The sequence below is a fragment of the Bradyrhizobium sp. UBA2491 genome (genome assembly GCF_002341725.1).
GTDB lineage: Bacteria > Pseudomonadota > Alphaproteobacteria > Rhizobiales > Xanthobacteraceae > Bradyrhizobium.
Genome location: NZ_DDOP01000079.1, coordinates 67245 through 85538, shown reverse-complemented (window position 1 = coordinate 85538; position 18294 = coordinate 67245). Strand labels below are relative to the sequence as shown.

Below are 18294 nucleotides of genomic sequence, written 5' to 3'. Positions count from 1 at the left end.
GGCGATCGCGATCTCCGAGCCGCAGGCCGGCTCCGACGTTGCCGCGCTCAACACCCGCGCCCGCAAGGACGGCGACAGCTACGTCCTCAACGGCCGCAAGCAATGGTGCAGCTACGGCGTCGTCGCCGACTACATCGTGGTGATGGCGCGGACCAGTGACGGCGCCGGGGCCGACGGCATCAGCGCCTTCATCGTCGAACCGAAGAAGATGCAGGGCGTCACGTTCGGCCGCCACGAGCGCAAGATGGGCTTTCGCGGCGCGCCCAATACGCCGATCTTCTTCGACAATGTCCGGGTTCCGGTCGAAAACCTCGTCGGCGAGGAAGGCAAGGGTTTTCGCGCGTCGATGCGCGCACTCGACCTCAATCGCCCGACCATCGGCGCCCAGTCGGTCGGCCTGGCGCAGGGTGCGCTCGATGCGTGCATCGCCTACGCCAAGGAGCGCAAGCAATTCAAGAAGCCGATCGCCGAATTCCAGGGCGTGCAGTTCATGCTCGCCGACATGGCGATGCAGATCGAGGCGGCGCGCGCGCTGGTCTATGAATGCGCCCGGGCCGGCGATGCCGGCGACTGGAAGCGCCTCAACGTGCTGGCCAGCATGGCGAAATGTGTCGGCAGCGACATGGCGATGAAGGTGACCACCGACGCGGTCCAGATCTTCGGCGGCTACGGCTACACCATGGACTATCCGGTCGAGCGCATGATGCGCGACGCCAAGCTGACCCAGATTTTCGAGGGCACCAACCAGATCCAGCGCGTGGTGATCGCCCGCGAGCTGTTGCGCTAGAGCATGATCCGGAAAAGTGCGAAGCGGTTTTCCGAAAACGATCATGCTCAGACAACAAGCCAGAGCGCGATCTCAACGCGCTTTGGCGCAGTTCGATTTTCAACAAGAAACAAATTAGAGGGAGAGACGACCTTGAACCACATCATCGACCGGGTGCTGACGGCCGTCGCGCTGTCCGCCCTGCTGGCGGCGCCTGCCTACGCCCAGAAGGCCTACGGTCCCGGCGCCAGCGACACCGAGATCAAGCTCGGCCAGTCGACGCCGTTGAGCGGGCCGGCCTCCGCCTTCGGCGCCGGCGCCGGCCGCGCGGTGGTCGGCTATTTCGAGATGCTCAACGCGAAAGGCGGCATCAACGGCCGCAAGATCAATTTCACCCAACTCGACAACGCCTACAGCGCGCCGAAAGCGGTCGAGCAATCCCGCAAGCTGATCGAAGATGTCGGCGTGCTGGCCGAGGTCGGCACGATCGGCACCGCGCCCAACGTCGCGATCCAGAAATACCTCAATGCCAAGCAAGTGCCGCAGCTCTTCATCACGGCCGGCGGACGCCGTTTCAACGATCCCAAGACCTTCCCGTGGACGGTTCCGCTCTATCCGGACTTCGAGACCGAGGGCCGCGTCGTCGCCAAGTACATCCTGAGCGCAAAGCCGAACGCCAGGATCGGCGTGCTCTACCAGAACGACGACTACGGCAAGGACTATCTCAAGGGCCTCCGCGCCGGCCTCGGTCCGAAGGCCGAGCTGATCGTCGCGCAGGCGTCCTACGAACTCGCCGACCCGACGATCGATTCGCAGATCGTCCAGCTCAAGGCCGCTGGCGTCGACACGCTGATCGAACAGTCGTCGTCGAAGGCCGCCGCGCAATCGATCCGCAAGGTCTACGAGCTTGGCTGGAAACCCCTGCACGTGATCGGCGGTTCGACGGCATCGGTCGAGACCATCCTGAAACCGGCAGGCCTCGAAGCGTCGAAGGGGCTGGTCACCACGCAATTCCTCAAGCAGCCCGGCGATCCGGCCTGGGCCAATGACGACGAGGTCAAGGCTTACAAGGACTTCCTGAAGACCTACGCGCCGTCAGCCAATCCGGACGACTACTCCGTGCTGGTTGCCTATATGAACGTGCATGGCCTCGAGCTGGCGCTGCGCAAATGCGGCGACGACCTGACCCGCGAGAACCTAATCAAGCAGGCGACCTCGCTGAACGGCGAGCGGCTGCCGATGATGCTTCCGGGTATCTCGATCGGCATACGCCCCGGCGACTACACGCCGTTCCGGACCCTGCGGATCGCGACATTCGACGGCGAAAGCTGGTCGCTGACCGGCGAACCGCTGTCGGCGGATTGAAGACAGTCGGCGAGATCCCTTCGGGCGTCTCGCCGACGTCACCTCAGGCGCGCAGGCTCGGCAGATCGAGCCCGTTGGCGCGGGCGCATTCGATCGCCGTCTCATAGCCGGCGTCGGCGTGGCGCATCACGCCGGTCGCCGGGTCGTTCCACAGCACGCGCTCGAGCCGGCGCGCCGCTTCCGGCGTGCCGTCGGCGACGATCACCATGCCGGCATGCTGCGAATAGCCGATGCCGACGCCGCCGCCGTGGTGCAACGACACCCAGGTGGCCCCGCTCGCACAATTGAGCAGCGCATTGAGCAGCGGCCAGTCCGACACCGCATCCGAACCATCGCGCATCGCCTCGGTCTCGCGGTTCGGGCTCGCCACCGAGCCACTGTCGAGATGATCGCGGCCGATCACGATCGGCGCCTTGAGCTCGCCGCGCGCCACCATCTCGTTGAAGGCAAGGCCGAGGCGATGACGGTCGCCGAGACCGACCCAGCAGATCCGCGCCGGCAGCCCCTGAAACTTGATGCGCGCCTTCGCCATGTCCAGCCAGTTGTGCAGATGGCCATCGTTCGGCATCAGCTCCTTGACCTTGGCATCGGTCTTGAAGATGTCCTCGGGATCGCCGGACAGCGCCGCCCAGCGGAACGGCCCGACGCCGCGACAGAACAGCGGCCGGATATAGGCCGGCACGAAGCCCGGAAAATCGAACGCCTGCTTCAGGCCCATGTCCTTGGCCATCTGGCGGATGTTGTTGCCGTAGTCGAGCGTCGGGATGCCCTGCGCGTGGAAATCCAGCATGGCCCGGACGTGATCGACCATCGAGGTCTTGGAGGCCGTCTCGACCGCCTTCGGATCGGCGGCGCGCCGCGTCTCCCATTCGGCGAGCGTCCACCCCCTCGGCAAATAGCCGTTGATCGGATCATGCGCGCTGGTCTGGTCGGTGACGATGTCCGGCCGCACGCCACGCCGCACCAGTTCCGGAAAGATCTCGGCCGCATTGCCGAGCAGGCCGACCGACACAGGCTTCCCGCTCTTGGTCGCATCGGCAATGATCGCCAACGCCTCGTCGAGCGTCGCGGCCTGGCGGTCGAGATAGCCCGTGCGCAGCCGCATCTCGATCCGGCTCGGCTGGCACTCGACCGCGAGCATCGAAGCGCCGGCCATGGTCGCGGCCAGCGGCTGCGCGCCGCCCATGCCACCGAGGCCCGCCGTGAGAATCCATTTGCCGGCAAGACTGCCGCCATAATGCCGGCGCCCGACCTCGACGAAGGTCTCATAGGTCCCCTGCACGATGCCCTGGCTGCCGATGTAGATCCAGGAGCCGGCCGTCATCTGGCCGAACATCATCAGGCCCTGCCGGTCCAGCTCGTTGAAATGATCGAGCGTCGCCCAATGCGGCACCAGATTCGAATTCGCGATCAGGACGCGCGGCGCATCCGCGTGGGTGCGGAAAACACCGACCGGCTTGCCGGATTGCACCAGCAGCGTCTGATCGGCATCGAGCTTGCGCAAGGAGGCGGCGATCCGGTCAAAACTCTCCCAGTCGCGCGCCGCGCGACCGATGCCGCCATAGACCACGAGCTCGCTCGGGCGCTCGGCGACATCGGGATCCAGATTGTTCATCAGCATGCGCAGCGGCGCTTCCGTCAGCCAGCTCTTCGCACTGACGTCGCTGCCGCGGGGAGCGCGGATGATGCGTTCATTGTCCAGTCGGCGATTCATGACGGGGGGCCCCTGTTGGCTAAGCGAATTTTGGAAACGGATCGGTCGAAAGGGCCGCGATTGCGGCGGCAGGCAACGCGTCGGCTTCGATCAGCCGCGCTGCCTGCGCAAGATCGTCGGCCATGTAGCGGTCCGCGGCGAGCGCGGGAACATGCGCACGCAGCGCAACGATGACGGCGGCGAGCGGCTTGCTCGTTGAATGCGGCGCGCGCAGCGTGATGCCCTGCGCCGCGACCAGCAGCTCGATGCCCAGGATGGCAGCGAGATTGTCGGCCATGTCGGACAGCCGTCGCGCGGCATGGGCCGCCATCGAGACGTGATCTTCCTGGTTGGCGCTGGTCGGCGTCGAATCAATCGAGCACGGCATCGCGCGCTGCTTGTTCTCGGCATACAGCGCGGCCGCCGTGACCTCGGCGATCATGAACCCGGAGTTGATGCCGGGCTCAGGTGTCAAGAACGGCGGCAAGCCGAAATTCAGCGCTGGATCGACCAGCGTTGCGATCCGGCGCTCGCTGGTCGCGCCGATCTCCGAGAGCGCCAGCGCGATCTGGTCGGCGGCGAACGCCACCGGCTCGGCGTGAAAATTGCCGCCGGAGACGATCTCATTGGTCTCGACCAGCACCAGCGGATTATCCGTGACGGCGTTGGCCTCGACGGTCAGCCCGCGCGCGGCCTGCGCGAGCAGATCGAGCACGGCGCCCGCGACCTGCGGCTGGCAGCGCAGGCAATAAGGGTCCTGCACCCGCTCGTCGCCTTCGAGATGCGACTGCCTGATGTCGCTGCCGTCGAGCAGCGCGGTCAAGGTCGCAGCCGCGGCGATCTGCCCGTCGTGGCCGCGCAAGGCCTGGATCTCCGGGCGAAACGGCACCGTCGACGCCATCGCCGCATCGACCGACAGCGCACCGGTCACCAGCGCGGCACACGCCAGCCGATGCGCGCGCAGCAGGCCCGAAATCGCGTAGGCTGTCGAAAACTGCGTGCCGTTGATCAGCGCGAGCCCCTCCTTGGGGCCGAGCGTCAATGGCGCGAGGCCAGCGGTCGCCAGCGCTTCATGGCCCGGCACGATCCGGCCACCGTGGATCGCCTGCCCCTCCCCGATCATCACGGCGGTCATATGCGCGAGCGGCGCGAGATCGCCGGAGGCGCCGACCGAACCCTGCTGCGGGACCAGCGGTGTGACGCCGCGCGCCAGCATGCCCTGCAACTGCTCGATGATTTCACGGCGCACGCCAGAGGCGCCACGGCCGAGCGAGATCACCTTTAACGCCATCATCAGGCGCACGATCGGCTCGGGCGTGGCAGGGCCGACCCCGCAACAATGCGACAGGATCAGGTTGCGCTGAAGCAGCGCCGTCTGGTCGGGCGCAATGCGCGTCGATGCCAGCTTCCCGAATCCGGTATTGATGCCGTAGGCGGGAACGTCGGTCCGTGCCGCCTTCGCCACGATCTCCGCCGCGGCCTCGACCCGCGGCCAGAACGATGCATCGAGCTCGACGGCCGCCCCCGCGAGCACGCGCGCCAGCACATCGAGGCCAACCGTTCCGGGCATCACGACGATGCGCGCATCTCGATCGCTCATTGGCCCCTCCACACCCGGCCGTGCAACGGATTGAAGCCGATCCGGTAGACCAGTTCGGCGGGACGATCGACGTCCCAGATCGCAAGATCGCAGGACTTGCCTGCTTCGAGCGTACCGGTCTCGGCGAGCAAGCCGAGCGCGCGGGCTCCTTCCCGCGTCACGCCTGCGAGACATTCGGCGACCGTCATCCGGAACAGCGTCGCGCCCATGTTCATCGCAAGCAGCAGCGAGGTCAGCGGCGAACTGCCTGGATTGCAGTCGGTCGCCAGCGCCATCGGCACGCCATGTTTGCGGAACAGTTCGACCGGCGGCTTCTGCGTCTCGCGAATGAAATAGAACGCGCCAGGCAGCAGCACCGCCACGGTCCCCGCCTTGGCCATCGCGGCAGCGCCGGCTTCGTCGGTATGCTCGAGATGATCGGCCGACAGCGCGGAGAATTTTGCGGCGAGTGCCGCACCGCCGAGATTCGACAACTGATCCGCGTGCAGCTTCACGGGCACTCCCAGCGCACGCGCCGCTGCGAGCACCCGCGCCGTCTGCTCTCCGGAAAATGCGATGTCTTCCATGAACGCGTCGACGGCATCGGCAAGGCCGGCCTTGGCCACCGCCGGCAGCATCGTGTTGCAGACCAGATCGATGTAGTGGTCCTTGGCGCCATTGGCCTCCGGCGGCAGTGCATGCGCACCGAGGAACGAGGTGCGGATCGCAACCTTCCGCAACTGGCCGAGCTTGCGTGCGGCCGATAGCTGGCGCATCTCGGTCTCGGCATCGAGACCGTAACCGGACTTGATCTCGACCGTGGTTGCGCCTTCGCCGATCAGGGCATCGAGCCGCGGCAGCGCGCCTGCAACCAGTTCGGCCTCGGTCGCCTTGCGTGTTGCGGCAACCGTCGAGACGATGCCGCCGCCGGCGCGCGCGATCTCCTCATAGCTCGCGCCCTTCAAGCGAAGCTCGAACTCGTGCGCGCGATTGCCGCCGAACACGAGATGGGTGTGGCAATCGACCAGGCCGGGCGTGATCCAGCGGCCGCCGCAATCGATCCGCTCGACGGCATCCGCGTCCACAGGAAAATCCGATTGCGCATCCGCATAGACGATGCGGCCGTCGCGCGCCGCGACCAACCCGCGCTCGATCTCGCCGAGATCGGCGCGGTCGCCGCGCATCGTGGCGAGCCGGGCATTGTGCCAGATCCGGTCGAAGCGCTCTGCCATGCGAAAGGTCCCTTCGAGGTGGGATGCTTGACTTATATGTCTAGACATATAATCGTGTCCCGGTTCTGTCCAGCCGGCGTGGAAAAATGACACGACTGCATTTCGCATTCGCGCTGCTGCCCTCGGGCTGGGCCAATGACGTGCGGATCGAGTTCACCGACGGCGTGATCGCCTCGGTGACGGCTGGTGTTGCATCCACCAGCGAAGACGAACGGCACCAACTGGCGGTTCCGGGATTGGCGAGCCTGCACAGCCACGCCTTTCAGCGCGGCATGGCCGGGCTCGCGGAACTGCGTGGCGATACGACGGATACGTTCTGGACCTGGCGCGAGACCATGTATCGCTTCGCGCTGACGATGACGCCGGACGACGTCACTGCCGTTGCCACCCTGCTCTATGTCGAGATGCTCGAGCGCGGCTTCACCCGCGTTGGCGAGTTTCACTACCTCCACCACGATCGCGACGGCTCGCCTTACGCCAACCCCGCCGAGATGGCGGAGCGCATCGCTGAGGCATCCGACGCCGCCGGCATCGGCCTCACCCTGCTGCCGAGCTTCTATGCACACGGCACGTTCGGCGGCGCTGCGCCGCATGCCGGACAACGCCGCTTCATCTGCTCGGTCGACCAGTTCGCGGCGCTGATGGTGGCTTCACGCGATGCGATCCGAAACCTGCCCGGCGCCAATATCGGCATCGCACCGCACAGCCTGCGTGCGGTGGCGCCAGATGAACTCGCGGCGATCATTCCGCTCGCCGGTGCAGACCCCATCCACATCCACGCCGCCGAGCAGGTGCGCGAGGTGGAGGATTGCCTCGCCTGGTCGGGACAGCGACCGGTGCAATGGCTGCTCGACCACGCGCCCGTCGACCAACGCTGGTGCCTGATCCATGCGACGCACATGACGGAGCAGGAAGTCGCGGCGCTCGCCGGCAGCGGCGCGGTTGCCGGCCTCTGTCCCGTCACCGAGGCCAGCCTCGGCGACGGCATCTTTGCGGCGCGCGAATTCCTCGCCGCGGGCGGCCGGTTCGGCATTGGCACTGACTCCAATGTCCTCGTTGGCGTCGCCGACGAACTGCGCCAGCTCGAATACGGCCAGCGGCTGAAACACCGCGAGCGCAATGTGCTCTCGGGGCGCCCCGGCGCGTCCACCGGGCGCGCCCTGTTCGATCACGCCCTCGCGGGCGGCGCGCAGGCGCTCGCGCAAGGGAAGTCCGGGCTGGTACCCGGCGCCCGCGCCGACATCGTCAGCCTCGACACCGCGCATCCATCACTCGCGGGACGGTCGGGGGATGCGGTGGTCGATGGCTGGCTGTTCGCGGCCGGCAGCGATGCGATCGACTGCGTCTGGGCCGGCGGCGACAGGCTGGTCGCGGGCGGGCGGCACCGGCTGCGCGACAGCGCGCGCGAGCGGTTCAATGCCAGCGTCCGAAGGCTCATCGCATGAGCCTCGCTTCGGATCGGGCCAAGGCCAATGCGGTCGGCAAGCCGACGCTGTACAAGCGAATCCGGCTCGACATCGAGACCCGGATCCTGACCGGCGAGTGGCCGCCCGGTCACCGCATCCCGTTCGAGCACCAGCTGATGGCGCGCTATCGCTGCTCGCGGATGACGGTGAACAAGGCGCTGTCCGAACTGGCGCAAGCCGACCTGATCGAGCGGCGGCGGCGCGCCGGCACGTTCGTGCGCCGTCCGCAGCACATGTCGGCCGTGCTCAAGATCGCCGACATCAGGGCCGAGATCAGCGCGCTCGGTCGTGCTTACGGCTATCAGCTGATCGATTGCCGGCGTCGCACCGCAACGTCGGCCGATCGCGCCCGGCTCGGCGTCAGCACCGCCGGCAAGGTGATCGCGATCGCCTGCCGCCACAGCGCCGACAACGTGCCGTTCGCGGTCGAGGACAGGCTGATCGATCTCACCACGGTTCCGGAAGCCGCGAACGCCGATTTTGCACGCGAACCGCCGGGATCATGGCTGCTGCATCACGTGCCGTGGACGGAAGCCGAGCACACGATCAGCGCGGTGATTGCCGATGATCACACCGCAAAAGCCCTCGACATCGCGGTCGGCGCGCCCTGCCTCGTGATCGACCGCTACACCTGGCGCAGCGCACGCACGGTGACGGCGGTGCGGCTGCATTATCCCGGCGAGACGCACCGTCTGGTGGCGCGCTTCAAGGGAGGCTGACGGATCTTTTCTTGCGGCACAATTCATGCAGTGCATGATGCGCCACAACGTGTTTGATGCGGCAATCCGCCGCGACTGACGTGAGACCATCAACAGGGTTCAATCCATCATTTCGCAAAGGGGGCAATCATGCGTTCTGTCAAACTATTTCCAGCAATCATCGCTTTACTGGCGTCGACCACCGCGTTCGCGGATGACGTCAAGGTCGGCGTCGGCATCTCCGGATGGACCGGCTTCGCGCCGCTGACGCTCGCCAAGGAGGCCGGCATCTTCAAGAAGAACGGGCTCGACGTCACCTTGAAGAAGATCCCGCAGAAGGACCGGCACCTCGCGATCGCCTCGGGCGACATCCAATGTGCCGCCACCACGGTCGAGACCTGGATCTCCTGGAACGCCAACGGCGTCGCAACCAAGCAGATCTTCCAGCTCGACAAGAGCTATGGCGCCGACGGCATGGCCGTGCGCAACGACGTCGCGGCGATCAAGGACCTCAAGGGCAAGACCGTTGCGGCCTCGGCGCCGGGCACCTCGCCGTATTTCGCGCTGGCCTGGATGCTGAAGAAGAACGGCCTCACGGTGAAAGACGTCACGGTGGTCAATCTGGAGCCGGCCGCAGCGGCACAAGCCTTCGTTTCGGGGCAGAACGATGCCGCGATGACCTACGAGCCCTATCTGTCGACGGTGCGTGCCGCGCCCGACAAAGGCAAGATCATCGCCACCACGCTCGACTACCCGATCGTGATGGACACGTTCGGCTGTACGCCGAAATTCCTGACCGACAATCCGAAGGCGGCGCAGGCGCTGGCCAACAGCTATTTCGAGGCGCTCGACATGATCGCCAAGGATCAGGCCAAGGCCTATGAGATCATGGGCGCGGACGTGAAACAGACCGGCGAGCAGTTCGGCAACTCGGCCAAGTACCTGCGCTGGCAGGACAAGGCCGCCAACCAGAAATTCTTTGCCGGCGACTTCCTGACCTTCAACAAGGAGGCCGCCGAGCTGCTGCTCGAGGTCGGCATCATCAAGGCCGCGCCGAAGATCGAGGACCTCTACGACGCCAGCTTCATCAAGTGATGCGTCCTCTCGAGCCCACCACATCGAAGCAGCGCGTGGCCTATGGCCTCGCGTTCTTCGTGCTGTTCGTCGCCCTGTGGTCCTGGGCGACGTTCGGCGGCCATGTATCGAAGACCTTCCTCGCCAACCCGCTGACCATGGTGCAGGAAGGCTATGAGCTGCTCGCCAAGCAAGGCTTCCTGTTCGACATCGGCATGACGATCTGGCGCGTCATCGGCGGCTTCGCGCTGGCCGCCGTGATCGCGGTGCCGATCGGCGTGCTGATGGGGGCTTACAAGCCGGTCGAGGCCTTCCTCGAACCGTTCGTGTCCTTTGCGCGCTATCTGCCTGCGTCCGCCTTCATCCCGCTGCTGATCCTGTGGGCGGGGATCGGCGAGCTGCAAAAGCTGCTGGTGATCTTCATCGGCGCCGTGTTCCAGATCATCCTGATGGTCGCCGTCACCGTCGGCGCCACGCGGCGCGATCTGGTCGAGGCCGCCTACACGCTCGGCGCGCGCGACAGCGGCATCATCCGCCGCGTGCTGCTGCCATCCGCGGCACCGGAGATCGCCGAAATCCTCCGCCTAGTGCTGGGCTGGGCCTGGACCTATGTCATCGTCGCCGAACTGATCGGCTCGTCGTCCGGCATCGGGCACATGATCACCGACAGCCAGGCGCTGCTCAACACCGGCCAGATCATCTTCGGCATCATCGTGATCGGGCTGATCGGCCTGATCTCCGATTTCCTGTTCAAGGCGTTCAACGCCTGGCTGTTCCCGTGGAAGCTCGCATGACCCTGCTTCGGATCGATCAGGTCGCGCGCACCTTCCCCGCCCGCGCCGGTAACGCGCCAACCCGGGCGCTGGAGCCGACCACGCTCGACGTCGGCGACAACGACTTCGTCACCATCCTGGGCCCGTCCGGCTGCGGCAAGTCCACCCTGCTCCGGATCATCGCAGGCCTCGACCGGCCAACCAGCGGCCGCGTCACCCTCGATGGCCGCGAGGTCACCGGCCCCGGTGCTGATCGCGGCATGGTGTTCCAGTCCTACACTTTGTTTCCCTGGCTGACCGTGCGCGAGAACATCGCGTTCGGCCTGCGCGAGCGCGGCGCATCGCAAGCCGAACGGCATGAGATCGCCGACGCCTTCATCCGCCGGGTCGGGCTATCGGGCTTCGAAAATCATTGGCCCAAGCAGCTGTCCGGCGGCATGCAGCAGCGCACTGCGATCGCCCGCGCGCTGGCCAACGATCCCAAGATCCTGCTGCTCGACGAACCGTTCGGCGCGCTCGACAACCAGACCCGGGCCTTGATGCAGGAGATGCTGCTCGGGATCTGGGAGCGCGACCAGAAGACGGTGCTGTTCGTCACCCACGACATCGAGGAAGCGATCTTTCTCGGCAGCCGCGTCATCGTGATGAGCGCCCGTCCCGGCCGCATCAAGGCGGAGATCGCGGTCGACCTGCCGCATCCCCGTTCCTACAAGATCAAGACCACGCCTGAATTCGTCGCCCTGAAGGAGCGGCTGGTCGAGGAGATCCGCACCGAAGCGCTGAAGGTCGCCGAACAGGCCTAAAAGGCGATCGTCAGTGGCTGATCATCCAGGGACGTGCGGTCGGAAAGCCCTTGGCGCCGCTCTTGGTCTTGGTCATCAGCCGCGCCGGCTTTTTCTTCCCGGAAGAGGAAGAGCAGCAACCGCAGCCCGGGCCGTGTGCGGCCTTGTACTGATCGAGCGTCTTCGGCGCGTGCCGGCTTTGCTCGTTGGTGGCGTGCGCCTTGCGCTTGTCCGAGGGCATGCAGAAGAACGCCGGCGCGGTCAGGATCACGCGCGGCGAGGTCGTCTCGCATTGCGGGCAATCCTGCGGCAGATCGCATTCCGCCATCGGCCGCATGTCGGTGAATGGGCCGCAGTCATTGCAGAGATATTCGTAGATCGGCATTTCCCTAAATCCCTTGCGCAGTCGTGTGACATCCGGCGACGGATGCGGGGCGGCCAAAGCACAGCCGTCCCGCACCCTTCGCGCAGGGATTACTTGTCTTGCGAGATCGGCATCTGGATGTCGCCCTTGATGTGCTTGATCGGCCCTGCCGACGACGGCATGATGTCGAAATCGAAGATCTCCGTCGGCAGCCATAGCGTGGCGCAGGCATTGGGGACGTCGACCACGCCGGAGATGTGGCCCTGGCACGGCGCGGTGCCGAGGATCGAATAGGCCTGGGCGCCGGAGTAGCCGAACTTCTTCAGATATTCGATCGCGTTCAAACAGGCCTGGCGGTAGGCGATGTGGACGTCGAGGTAATGCTGCTTGCCGGCCTCGTCGACCGAAATGCCCTCGAAGATCAGATAGTCCTTGTAGTTCGGCGTGATCGGCGACGGCTTGAACACGGGATTCTTGATGCCGTATTTCGAGACGCCGTCCTTGATCAGGTCGACCTTGATGTGCAGCCAGCCGGCCATCTCGATGGCGCCGCAGAAGGTAATCTCGCCGTCGCCCTGGCTGAAATGCAAATCGCCCATCGAGAGCCCGCCGCCCGGCACATAGACCGGGAAATAGATCTTCGAGCCGCGCGACAGATCCTTGATGTCGCAATTGCCGCCATGCTCGCGCGGCGGCACGGTGCGGGCGCCCTCGAGGCCGATCTTGGCCTTGACGTCGCCCTTGGCCTGACCGGCATGCGCGGTCGGCGCGAACGGCGGATTGGCGAGGCCCGGCACGCGGGTCGGATTGGTCGCGATCAACTCGGCTTCGCGCGCATTCCACGCCGCCAGCATCTTGGCGTCGGGCAGACAGCCGATCAGGCCGGGATGGATCAGGCCGGCGAAGTTGACGCCGGGGACGTGGCGCGACGAGGTATAGAGCCCCTTGATGTCCCAGATCGACTTCTGCGCCAGCGGGAAATGGTCGGTGAGGAAGCCGCCGCCATTCTGCTTGGAGAAGAAGCCGTTGAAACCCCACAGGCTCTCCTTCAGCGGACCGACATCGAGCAGGTCGACGACCAGGAGGTCGCCCGGCTCGGCGCCCTTGACGCCGATCGGGCCGGAGAGGAAATGCACGATCGACAGGTCGATGTCGCGCACGTCGTCGGCCGAGTCGTTGTTCTTGATGAAGCCGCCGGTCCAGTCGACGGTCTCGATGATGAAGTCGTCGCCCGGGCTGACCCACTCGACGATCGGAACCTCGGGATGCCAGCGATTATGGATCTTGTCGTTTTCATAAGCCGACTTGCTGAGATCGACCTTGATCAGTGTGTCTGGCATCGCAATGCTCCCCTTGGTTTACTGAGTGTGGTTGGTTACACGGACAGATATTTTGAGATCTGCGCGGCATCGACGCTAGCGCGCGGATCGTCGCGGACGATCTCGCCGTTCTCGATGACGAGCACGCGGTCGGCGATGTCGAGCGCGAAGCTCAGCACCTGCTCGGAGACCACGATCGACAGCCCCCGCTCGTCGCGGATCCGCTTCAGGGTGCGCGCCATGTCCTTGATGATCGACGGCTGGATGCCTTCGGTCGGCTCATCAAGCAGCAGCACCTTCGGCTTGGTCGCAAGTGCGCGGGCGATCGCGAGCTGCTGCTGCTGCCCGCCGGAGAGATTGCCGCCGCGCCGGCCCTTCATCTCGAGCAGCACCGGGAACAGTTCGTAGATGTCACCGGGCACCTCCGAGCCGCCTGACACCACGAGCCCGGTCTCGATGTTTTCCTTCACCGTCATGGTGGAGAAGATCATGCGGCCCTGCGGCACGTAGGCGAGCCCCTTCGCCACCCGCTCGTAGCTCTTAAGGCCATCGAGCGCGGCGCCGTCCATGGTCATCTTGCCGCTCTTGGCCGGCAGGATGCCCATCAGGGATTTCATCAGCGTGGTCTTGCCCATGCCGTTGCGGCCCATGATCGCGACGATCTCGTTGGACGCGACCGAGACGTTGAGGCCGTGTAGCACCTCGCTCTGGCCATAGGCGACGTGAAGATCATTGATTGCCAGCATGTCGTCGCTCCCAGGCACGGGTGCTTGTCTTCACCTCTCCCCACCGGGGAGAGGTCGGCGCAAAGCGCCGGGTGAGGGCCTTCAGGTCCCACGAGGGAGCATCACCCCTCGCCCGGATCGCATCTAACGATGCGATCCGACCTCTCCCACAGGGGGAGAGGTGAACCGAGTTCGCGGCTCGACTTGCCGTAACCATGCGTCAGTGCCCCAAATAGACTTCGATCACTTTTGGATCGTTCTTGACGTGCTCCATGGTCCCCTCGGACAGGATCTGCCCCTGGTGCAGCACCGTCACCTTGTGCGCGATGTCCTCGACGAACTTCATGTCGTGCTCGATCACCAGCACCGAGCGGTCCTTGATGATGCGGTTGAGCAGCTCGGCAGTCTTGGCGCGCTCGGAGACGCTCATGCCGGCGACCGGCTCATCGAGCATCAGGAGGTCCGGATCCTGGATCAGCAGCATGCCGATCTCGAGCCACTGCTTCTGGCCATGGCTGAGCTGGTCGGCATAGGTATTGAGCCGGTCCTTGAGGAAGATCATCTCGGCGACCTCCTCGACCCGCTGCTTGACGGTGTCGTCGCGCTGGAAGGTCAGCGAGCCGAACACGGTGCGGCCACGCGGAAAGGAAATCTCGAGGTTCTCGAACACGGTGAGATCCTCGAACACCGACGGGGTCTGGAACTTGCGCCCCACGCCGGCCTGCACGATCTCGTTCTCGCGGAGTTTCGTCAGCTCCTGGCCGCGGAACTGGATCGAGCCTGATGTCGCTCGGGTCTTGCCGCAGATCAGGTCGAGCACCGTGGTCTTGCCGGCGCCGTTCGGGCCGATGATGACGCGGATCTCGTTCTCCTCGACATAGAAGGAGAGATCGTTGACCGCCTTGAAGCCGTCAAAGGACACGGTGAGACCGGAGACCGCGAGCAGGAAGTCTTTGGGCTGATGGCCGACGAGCATGATGATCCCTCCTCACTCGGCCGGTGCGCCGTCGGCGACGAGGCCGGCGGCCGATTTCGATTTGCGTGATGACAAAAGACGATCGATGCGGGGCTGGATGTGGTCCGCCCAGATGCCGGAGAGCCCGTTCGGGAAGGCCAGCACGACCGCGATGAACAACGCGCCGAGACCGAACAGCCAGAGCTGCGGGAAGGATTCCGAGAGGCTGGTCTTGGCGAAATTGACCAGCAGCGCACCCCAGACCGCGCCGAAGATCGACATCCGGCCGCCGACCGCGGTGTAGATCACCATCTCGATCGACGGCACGATGCCGACGAAGGACGGCGACATGAAGCCGACTTCGAGCGTGAACATCGCGCCGCCGATCGCAGCGAACACCGCGGCGGCGCAGAACGCGAAGATCTTGAAGTTGGCGACGCTGTAACCGGAGAAACGCACACGATCCTCCTGCTCCCTCATCGCCACCAGGATGCGCCCGAGTTTTGTCAGGCGGATGAACTGCGCGGCGACGATGCATCCGAACAGCAGCACAACCTCGACGAAATACAGAATGAACTTGGCGTGATCGGTGCGGATGTCCCAGCCGTTCAGCGTGCGCAAATCGGTAATGCCGTTGATGCCGCCGGTGTAGCCCTGCTGCCCCACGATCAGGATGGTGAGGATCGCGGCGATCGCTTGCGTGATGATCGCGAAGTACACGCCACCGACCCGGCGCTTGAACATCGCGGCGCCGATGATCAGCGCGAAGACTGCGGGAACCAGCAAGATCGCCAGCAGCGTGACCGGGAAGCTGTGGAATGGCTTCCAGAAGAAGGGCAGCGAGGTGAGCTGATTCCAATCCATGAAGTCGGGGATGCCGGGCGTCGACTGGATCTTGGTGTTCGCGACCGACGACGCCTCGAGCTTGAGGTACATCGCCATGCAGTAGCCGCCGAGGCCGAAGAACACGCCCTGCCCCAGGCTCAGGATGCCGCCATAGCCCCAGCACAGCACGAGGCCGATGCCGACGAAGGCGTAGGTCAGGTATTTGGCGACCAAATTGAGACGGAAGATATCCAGCGACAGCGGCAGGATCAGAAACAGCAGCACCGCGAGCGCCAGGAAGCCGAGCAGTTCGGAGCGATTGAAAAAGCGCGAGTTGATCATGACCAGCCTGCTTGTTCTTATTTGCGGACCTTGAGTGCGAACAGCCCCTGCGGACGCACCATCAGGATCGCGACGATGGTCAGCAGCGTGATCACCTTGGCCATCGATCCCGACAGGAAGAATTCCAGCGTCGACTGGGTCTGCGAGATCGAGAAGGCGGAGGCGATGGTGCCGAACAGCGAGGCGGCGCCGCCGAACACCACGACCAGGAAAGTGTCGACGATATAGAGCTGGCCGGCGGTCGGTCCGGTCGAGCCGATCATGGTGAAGGCCGAGCCGGCGATCCCCGCGATGCCGCAGCCGAGCCCGAAAGTGTAGCGATCGACCTTCTCGGTGTTGATGCCGACGGCGCCCGCCATGACGCGGTTCTGCACCACGGCTCGCACCTGCTTGCCCCAGCTCGACCAGAACAGGATGTAGAACACGACGATCGTGATCAGGACCGTCAGCCCCATCACGAACATGCCGTTGATCGGGATCTGGATCGAGTCAGTGGCCTGCCAGGAGCCCATCATCCATTCCGGCAGATCGACGCCGACCTCGCGCGCGCCGAACACCGAGCGGTAGGCCTGCTGCAGGATCAGGCTGAGGCCCCAGGTCGCCAGCAGCGTATCGAGCGGGCGCTTGTAGAGGTGGCGTATCAGCGCCCATTCGACCAGCATGCCGAGCGCGCCCGAGGCGATGAACGCCAGGATCATCGCGATGAAGAAGTAGCCCGGGAAAAGCCAGGGCGCGGCGTGCTGCACCACGTTCGACGTCATCCAGGTGACGTAGGCGCCGAGGATCATGAACTCGCCATGGGCCATGTTGATCACGCCCATCTGGCCGAAGATGATGGCAAGCCCCAGCGCCATCAGCACATAGACGGAGAACAGGATGAGCCCGGCAAATCCCTGCATCGCGAGGATGGCGCCGAGGTCGCTGATCGAATAGTCGCCGAACATCTGTCGTCCTCCAGTCCAAGGGGCATGCGCCGCGACGTGTGCGGCGCCCGATCGGCGGCGTGGGCGATGACGTCCACGCCGCGATGCGTTGAGGGAGCGGTTGCGCGGTTTACCCGCCCGGCCTCACTGGTAGCCCTTCGGGAACGGGTTCGGCTCGACGAGGTCTGCGGTCTCGTAGATCAGCTCATACTGGCCGTCGGCCTTGGCGCGCCCGACGCGGGTCTTCGACCACAGATGATGGTTCTCGTGGATGCGCACGTAGCCTTCGGGCGCGCCCTTGAACTCGACCCCGGGCGAGGCCGCCGCGATCTTGTCGATGTCGAACGATCCGGCCTTCTCCGCGGTCAACTTCCACAGCCACGGGCCGAGATAGGCGGCCTGCGTGACGTCGCCGATCACGGTCTTCTCGCCCCACATCTTCTTGAACGCCGGCACGAAGGCCTTGTTGTTCGGGTTGTCGAGTGACTGGAAGTACTTCATGCAGGCATAGGCGCCCGCGATGTTTTCGCCGCCGATGCCGTCGATCTCGTCCTCGGTGACCGAGATCGTCAGCAGCGTCTGCTTCGACAGGTCGATACCCGCCGCCTTGAGCTGCTTGTAGAACGCGACGTTCGAGCCGCCGACGATGATCGCGTAGATCACGTCCGGCTTGGTCAGCTTGATCTTGTTGATGACCGAGTTGAACTGGGTCGAGCCGAGCGGGAAGTATTCCTCGCCGACCACCTTGCAGCCTTGCAAATGGTTCTCGATGTGCTTGCGCGCGATCTTGTTCGAGGTGCGCGGCCAGATGTAGTCGGAGCCGAGCAGATAGAAGCTCTTCGCGCCCTTGGTCTTGTTGACCCAGTCGAGGCCGGCGATGATCTGCTGGGTGGCCTCCTGGCCGGTGTAGATCACGTTCTTGGACTGCTCGAGGCCTTCATAGAAGGTCGGGTAGTACAGCATGCCGTTGTACTGCTCGAACACCGGCAGCACCGCCTTGCGCGAGGCCGAGGTCCAGCAGCCCATCACCGCGGCGCATTTGTCGTTGACCAGCAGCTTCTTGGCTTTCTCCGCGAAGGTCGGCCAGTCGCTCGCGCCGTCCTCCTGGATGAACTTGATCTTGCGGCCCAGCACGCCGCCGGCGGCGTTGATCTGCTCGATCGCGAGCTTCTCGGCCTCGACCGACCCGGTCTCGGAGATCGCCATGGTGCCGGTGACGGAGTGCAGGATGCCGACGGTGACTTCGCTATCGGTGACTGCAAGACCGGTGGTGTTGACCGCAGAAGTTGCAGGAACGTCGGCAAATGCGGGACGGCCCAGCATCGAGATGGCCGGCAATGCGGCCATGCCCATCAAGAGCTTGCGGCGGAGCGGAGACGGCAGTCCTGGTTTGGTTTCGTCTGACATGAGCAC

17 protein-coding genes are annotated in these 18294 nt (G+C 64.9%); 7 read left to right on the top strand and 10 right to left on the bottom strand.

Annotated elements, in window-relative coordinates:
- A partial coding sequence (locus tag B2W55_RS27115; RefSeq protein WP_291532346.1) for an acyl-CoA dehydrogenase family protein occupies positions 1-787 on the top strand: 787 nt, incomplete at its 5' end.
- Positions 788-928: 141 nt separating this feature from the next.
- Positions 929-2131 (top strand): ABC transporter substrate-binding protein, encoded by a 1203-nt coding sequence (locus tag B2W55_RS27110; RefSeq protein WP_100555075.1) that lies wholly within the window; start codon positions 929-931, stop codon positions 2129-2131.
- 43 nt (positions 2132-2174) lie between these two features.
- On the opposite strand, the gene hutU is transcribed toward B2W55_RS27110, so the two are convergent.
- Genes hutU through hutI form a run of 3 tightly spaced genes read right to left on the bottom strand, consistent with a single transcriptional unit; the run spans position 2175 to position 6635 of the window.
- A complete protein-coding gene (hutU, locus tag B2W55_RS27105; RefSeq protein WP_024579736.1) occupies positions 2175-3845 on the bottom strand; it encodes a urocanate hydratase in 1671 nt (556 codons plus the stop codon).
- Between the two features lie 19 nt (positions 3846-3864).
- Positions 3865-5424, bottom strand: coding sequence for a histidine ammonia-lyase (hutH, locus tag B2W55_RS27100; protein ID WP_024579735.1), 1560 nt, complete (start codon positions 5422-5424; stop codon positions 3865-3867).
- Entirely contained in the window at positions 5421-6635 is a 1215-nt protein-coding gene (gene hutI / locus B2W55_RS27095) for an imidazolonepropionase (protein WP_024579734.1), read from the bottom strand. Before hutI ends, hutH begins: the two co-directional genes overlap by 4 nt.
- An 86-nt stretch (positions 6636-6721) precedes the next feature.
- Here hutI and B2W55_RS27090 point away from each other — a divergent pair, with 86 nt between their 5' ends.
- The 5 genes from B2W55_RS27090 to B2W55_RS27070 all read left to right on the top strand — a co-directional run bounded on the left by B2W55_RS27090 (position 6722) and on the right by B2W55_RS27070 (position 11449).
- Positions 6722-8080, top strand: coding sequence for a formimidoylglutamate deiminase (locus tag B2W55_RS27090; RefSeq protein WP_024579733.1), 1359 nt, complete (start codon positions 6722-6724; stop codon positions 8078-8080).
- Positions 8077-8820 (top strand): histidine utilization repressor, encoded by a 744-nt coding sequence (gene hutC, locus B2W55_RS27085; protein ID WP_024579732.1) that lies wholly within the window; start codon positions 8077-8079, stop codon positions 8818-8820. Before B2W55_RS27090 ends, hutC begins: the two co-directional genes overlap by 4 nt.
- A 129-nt stretch (positions 8821-8949) precedes the next feature.
- Positions 8950-9894, top strand: a complete 945-nt coding sequence (locus B2W55_RS27080) for an ABC transporter substrate-binding protein (protein WP_024579731.1) — start codon at positions 8950-8952, stop codon at positions 9892-9894.
- Entirely contained in the window at positions 9894-10667 is a 774-nt protein-coding gene (locus B2W55_RS27075) for an ABC transporter permease (RefSeq protein ID WP_024579730.1), read from the top strand. Before B2W55_RS27080 ends, B2W55_RS27075 begins: the two co-directional genes overlap by 1 nt.
- A complete protein-coding gene (locus B2W55_RS27070) occupies positions 10664-11449 on the top strand; it encodes an ABC transporter ATP-binding protein (RefSeq protein ID WP_024579729.1) in 786 nt (261 codons plus the stop codon). The genes B2W55_RS27075 and B2W55_RS27070 overlap by 4 nt, the downstream gene beginning before the upstream one ends.
- A gap of 10 nt (positions 11450-11459) precedes the next feature.
- On the opposite strand, the gene B2W55_RS27065 is transcribed toward B2W55_RS27070, so the two are convergent.
- The 7 genes from B2W55_RS27065 to urtA form a co-directional block, all read right to left on the bottom strand.
- Positions 11460-11813: an FmdB family zinc ribbon protein gene (locus tag B2W55_RS27065; RefSeq protein ID WP_024579728.1), complete on the bottom strand. Its 354-nt coding sequence runs from the start codon at positions 11811-11813 to the stop codon at positions 11460-11462.
- An 89-nt stretch (positions 11814-11902) separates the two neighbouring features.
- Positions 11903-13132, bottom strand: coding sequence for a formamidase (gene fmdA, locus B2W55_RS27060; RefSeq protein ID WP_021082157.1), 1230 nt, complete (start codon positions 13130-13132; stop codon positions 11903-11905).
- Between the two features lie 35 nt (positions 13133-13167).
- Positions 13168-13857 (bottom strand): urea ABC transporter ATP-binding subunit UrtE, encoded by a 690-nt coding sequence (urtE, locus tag B2W55_RS27055; RefSeq protein WP_024579727.1) that lies wholly within the window; start codon positions 13855-13857, stop codon positions 13168-13170.
- Positions 13858-14056: 199 nt separating this feature from the next.
- Positions 14057-14812 (bottom strand): urea ABC transporter ATP-binding protein UrtD, encoded by a 756-nt coding sequence (gene urtD / locus B2W55_RS27050; protein ID WP_024579726.1) that lies wholly within the window; start codon positions 14810-14812, stop codon positions 14057-14059.
- Positions 14813-14824: 12 nt separating this feature from the next.
- Entirely contained in the window at positions 14825-15958 is a 1134-nt protein-coding gene (urtC, locus tag B2W55_RS27045; RefSeq protein WP_024579725.1) for an urea ABC transporter permease subunit UrtC, read from the bottom strand.
- 17 nt (positions 15959-15975) lie between these two features.
- A complete protein-coding gene (gene urtB / locus B2W55_RS27040; RefSeq protein ID WP_024579724.1) occupies positions 15976-16902 on the bottom strand; it encodes an urea ABC transporter permease subunit UrtB in 927 nt (308 codons plus the stop codon).
- Between the two features lie 123 nt (positions 16903-17025).
- Positions 17026-18288: an urea ABC transporter substrate-binding protein gene (gene urtA, locus B2W55_RS27035; protein WP_024579723.1), complete on the bottom strand. Its 1263-nt coding sequence runs from the start codon at positions 18286-18288 to the stop codon at positions 17026-17028.
- Positions 18289-18294 lie beyond the last annotated feature (6 nt).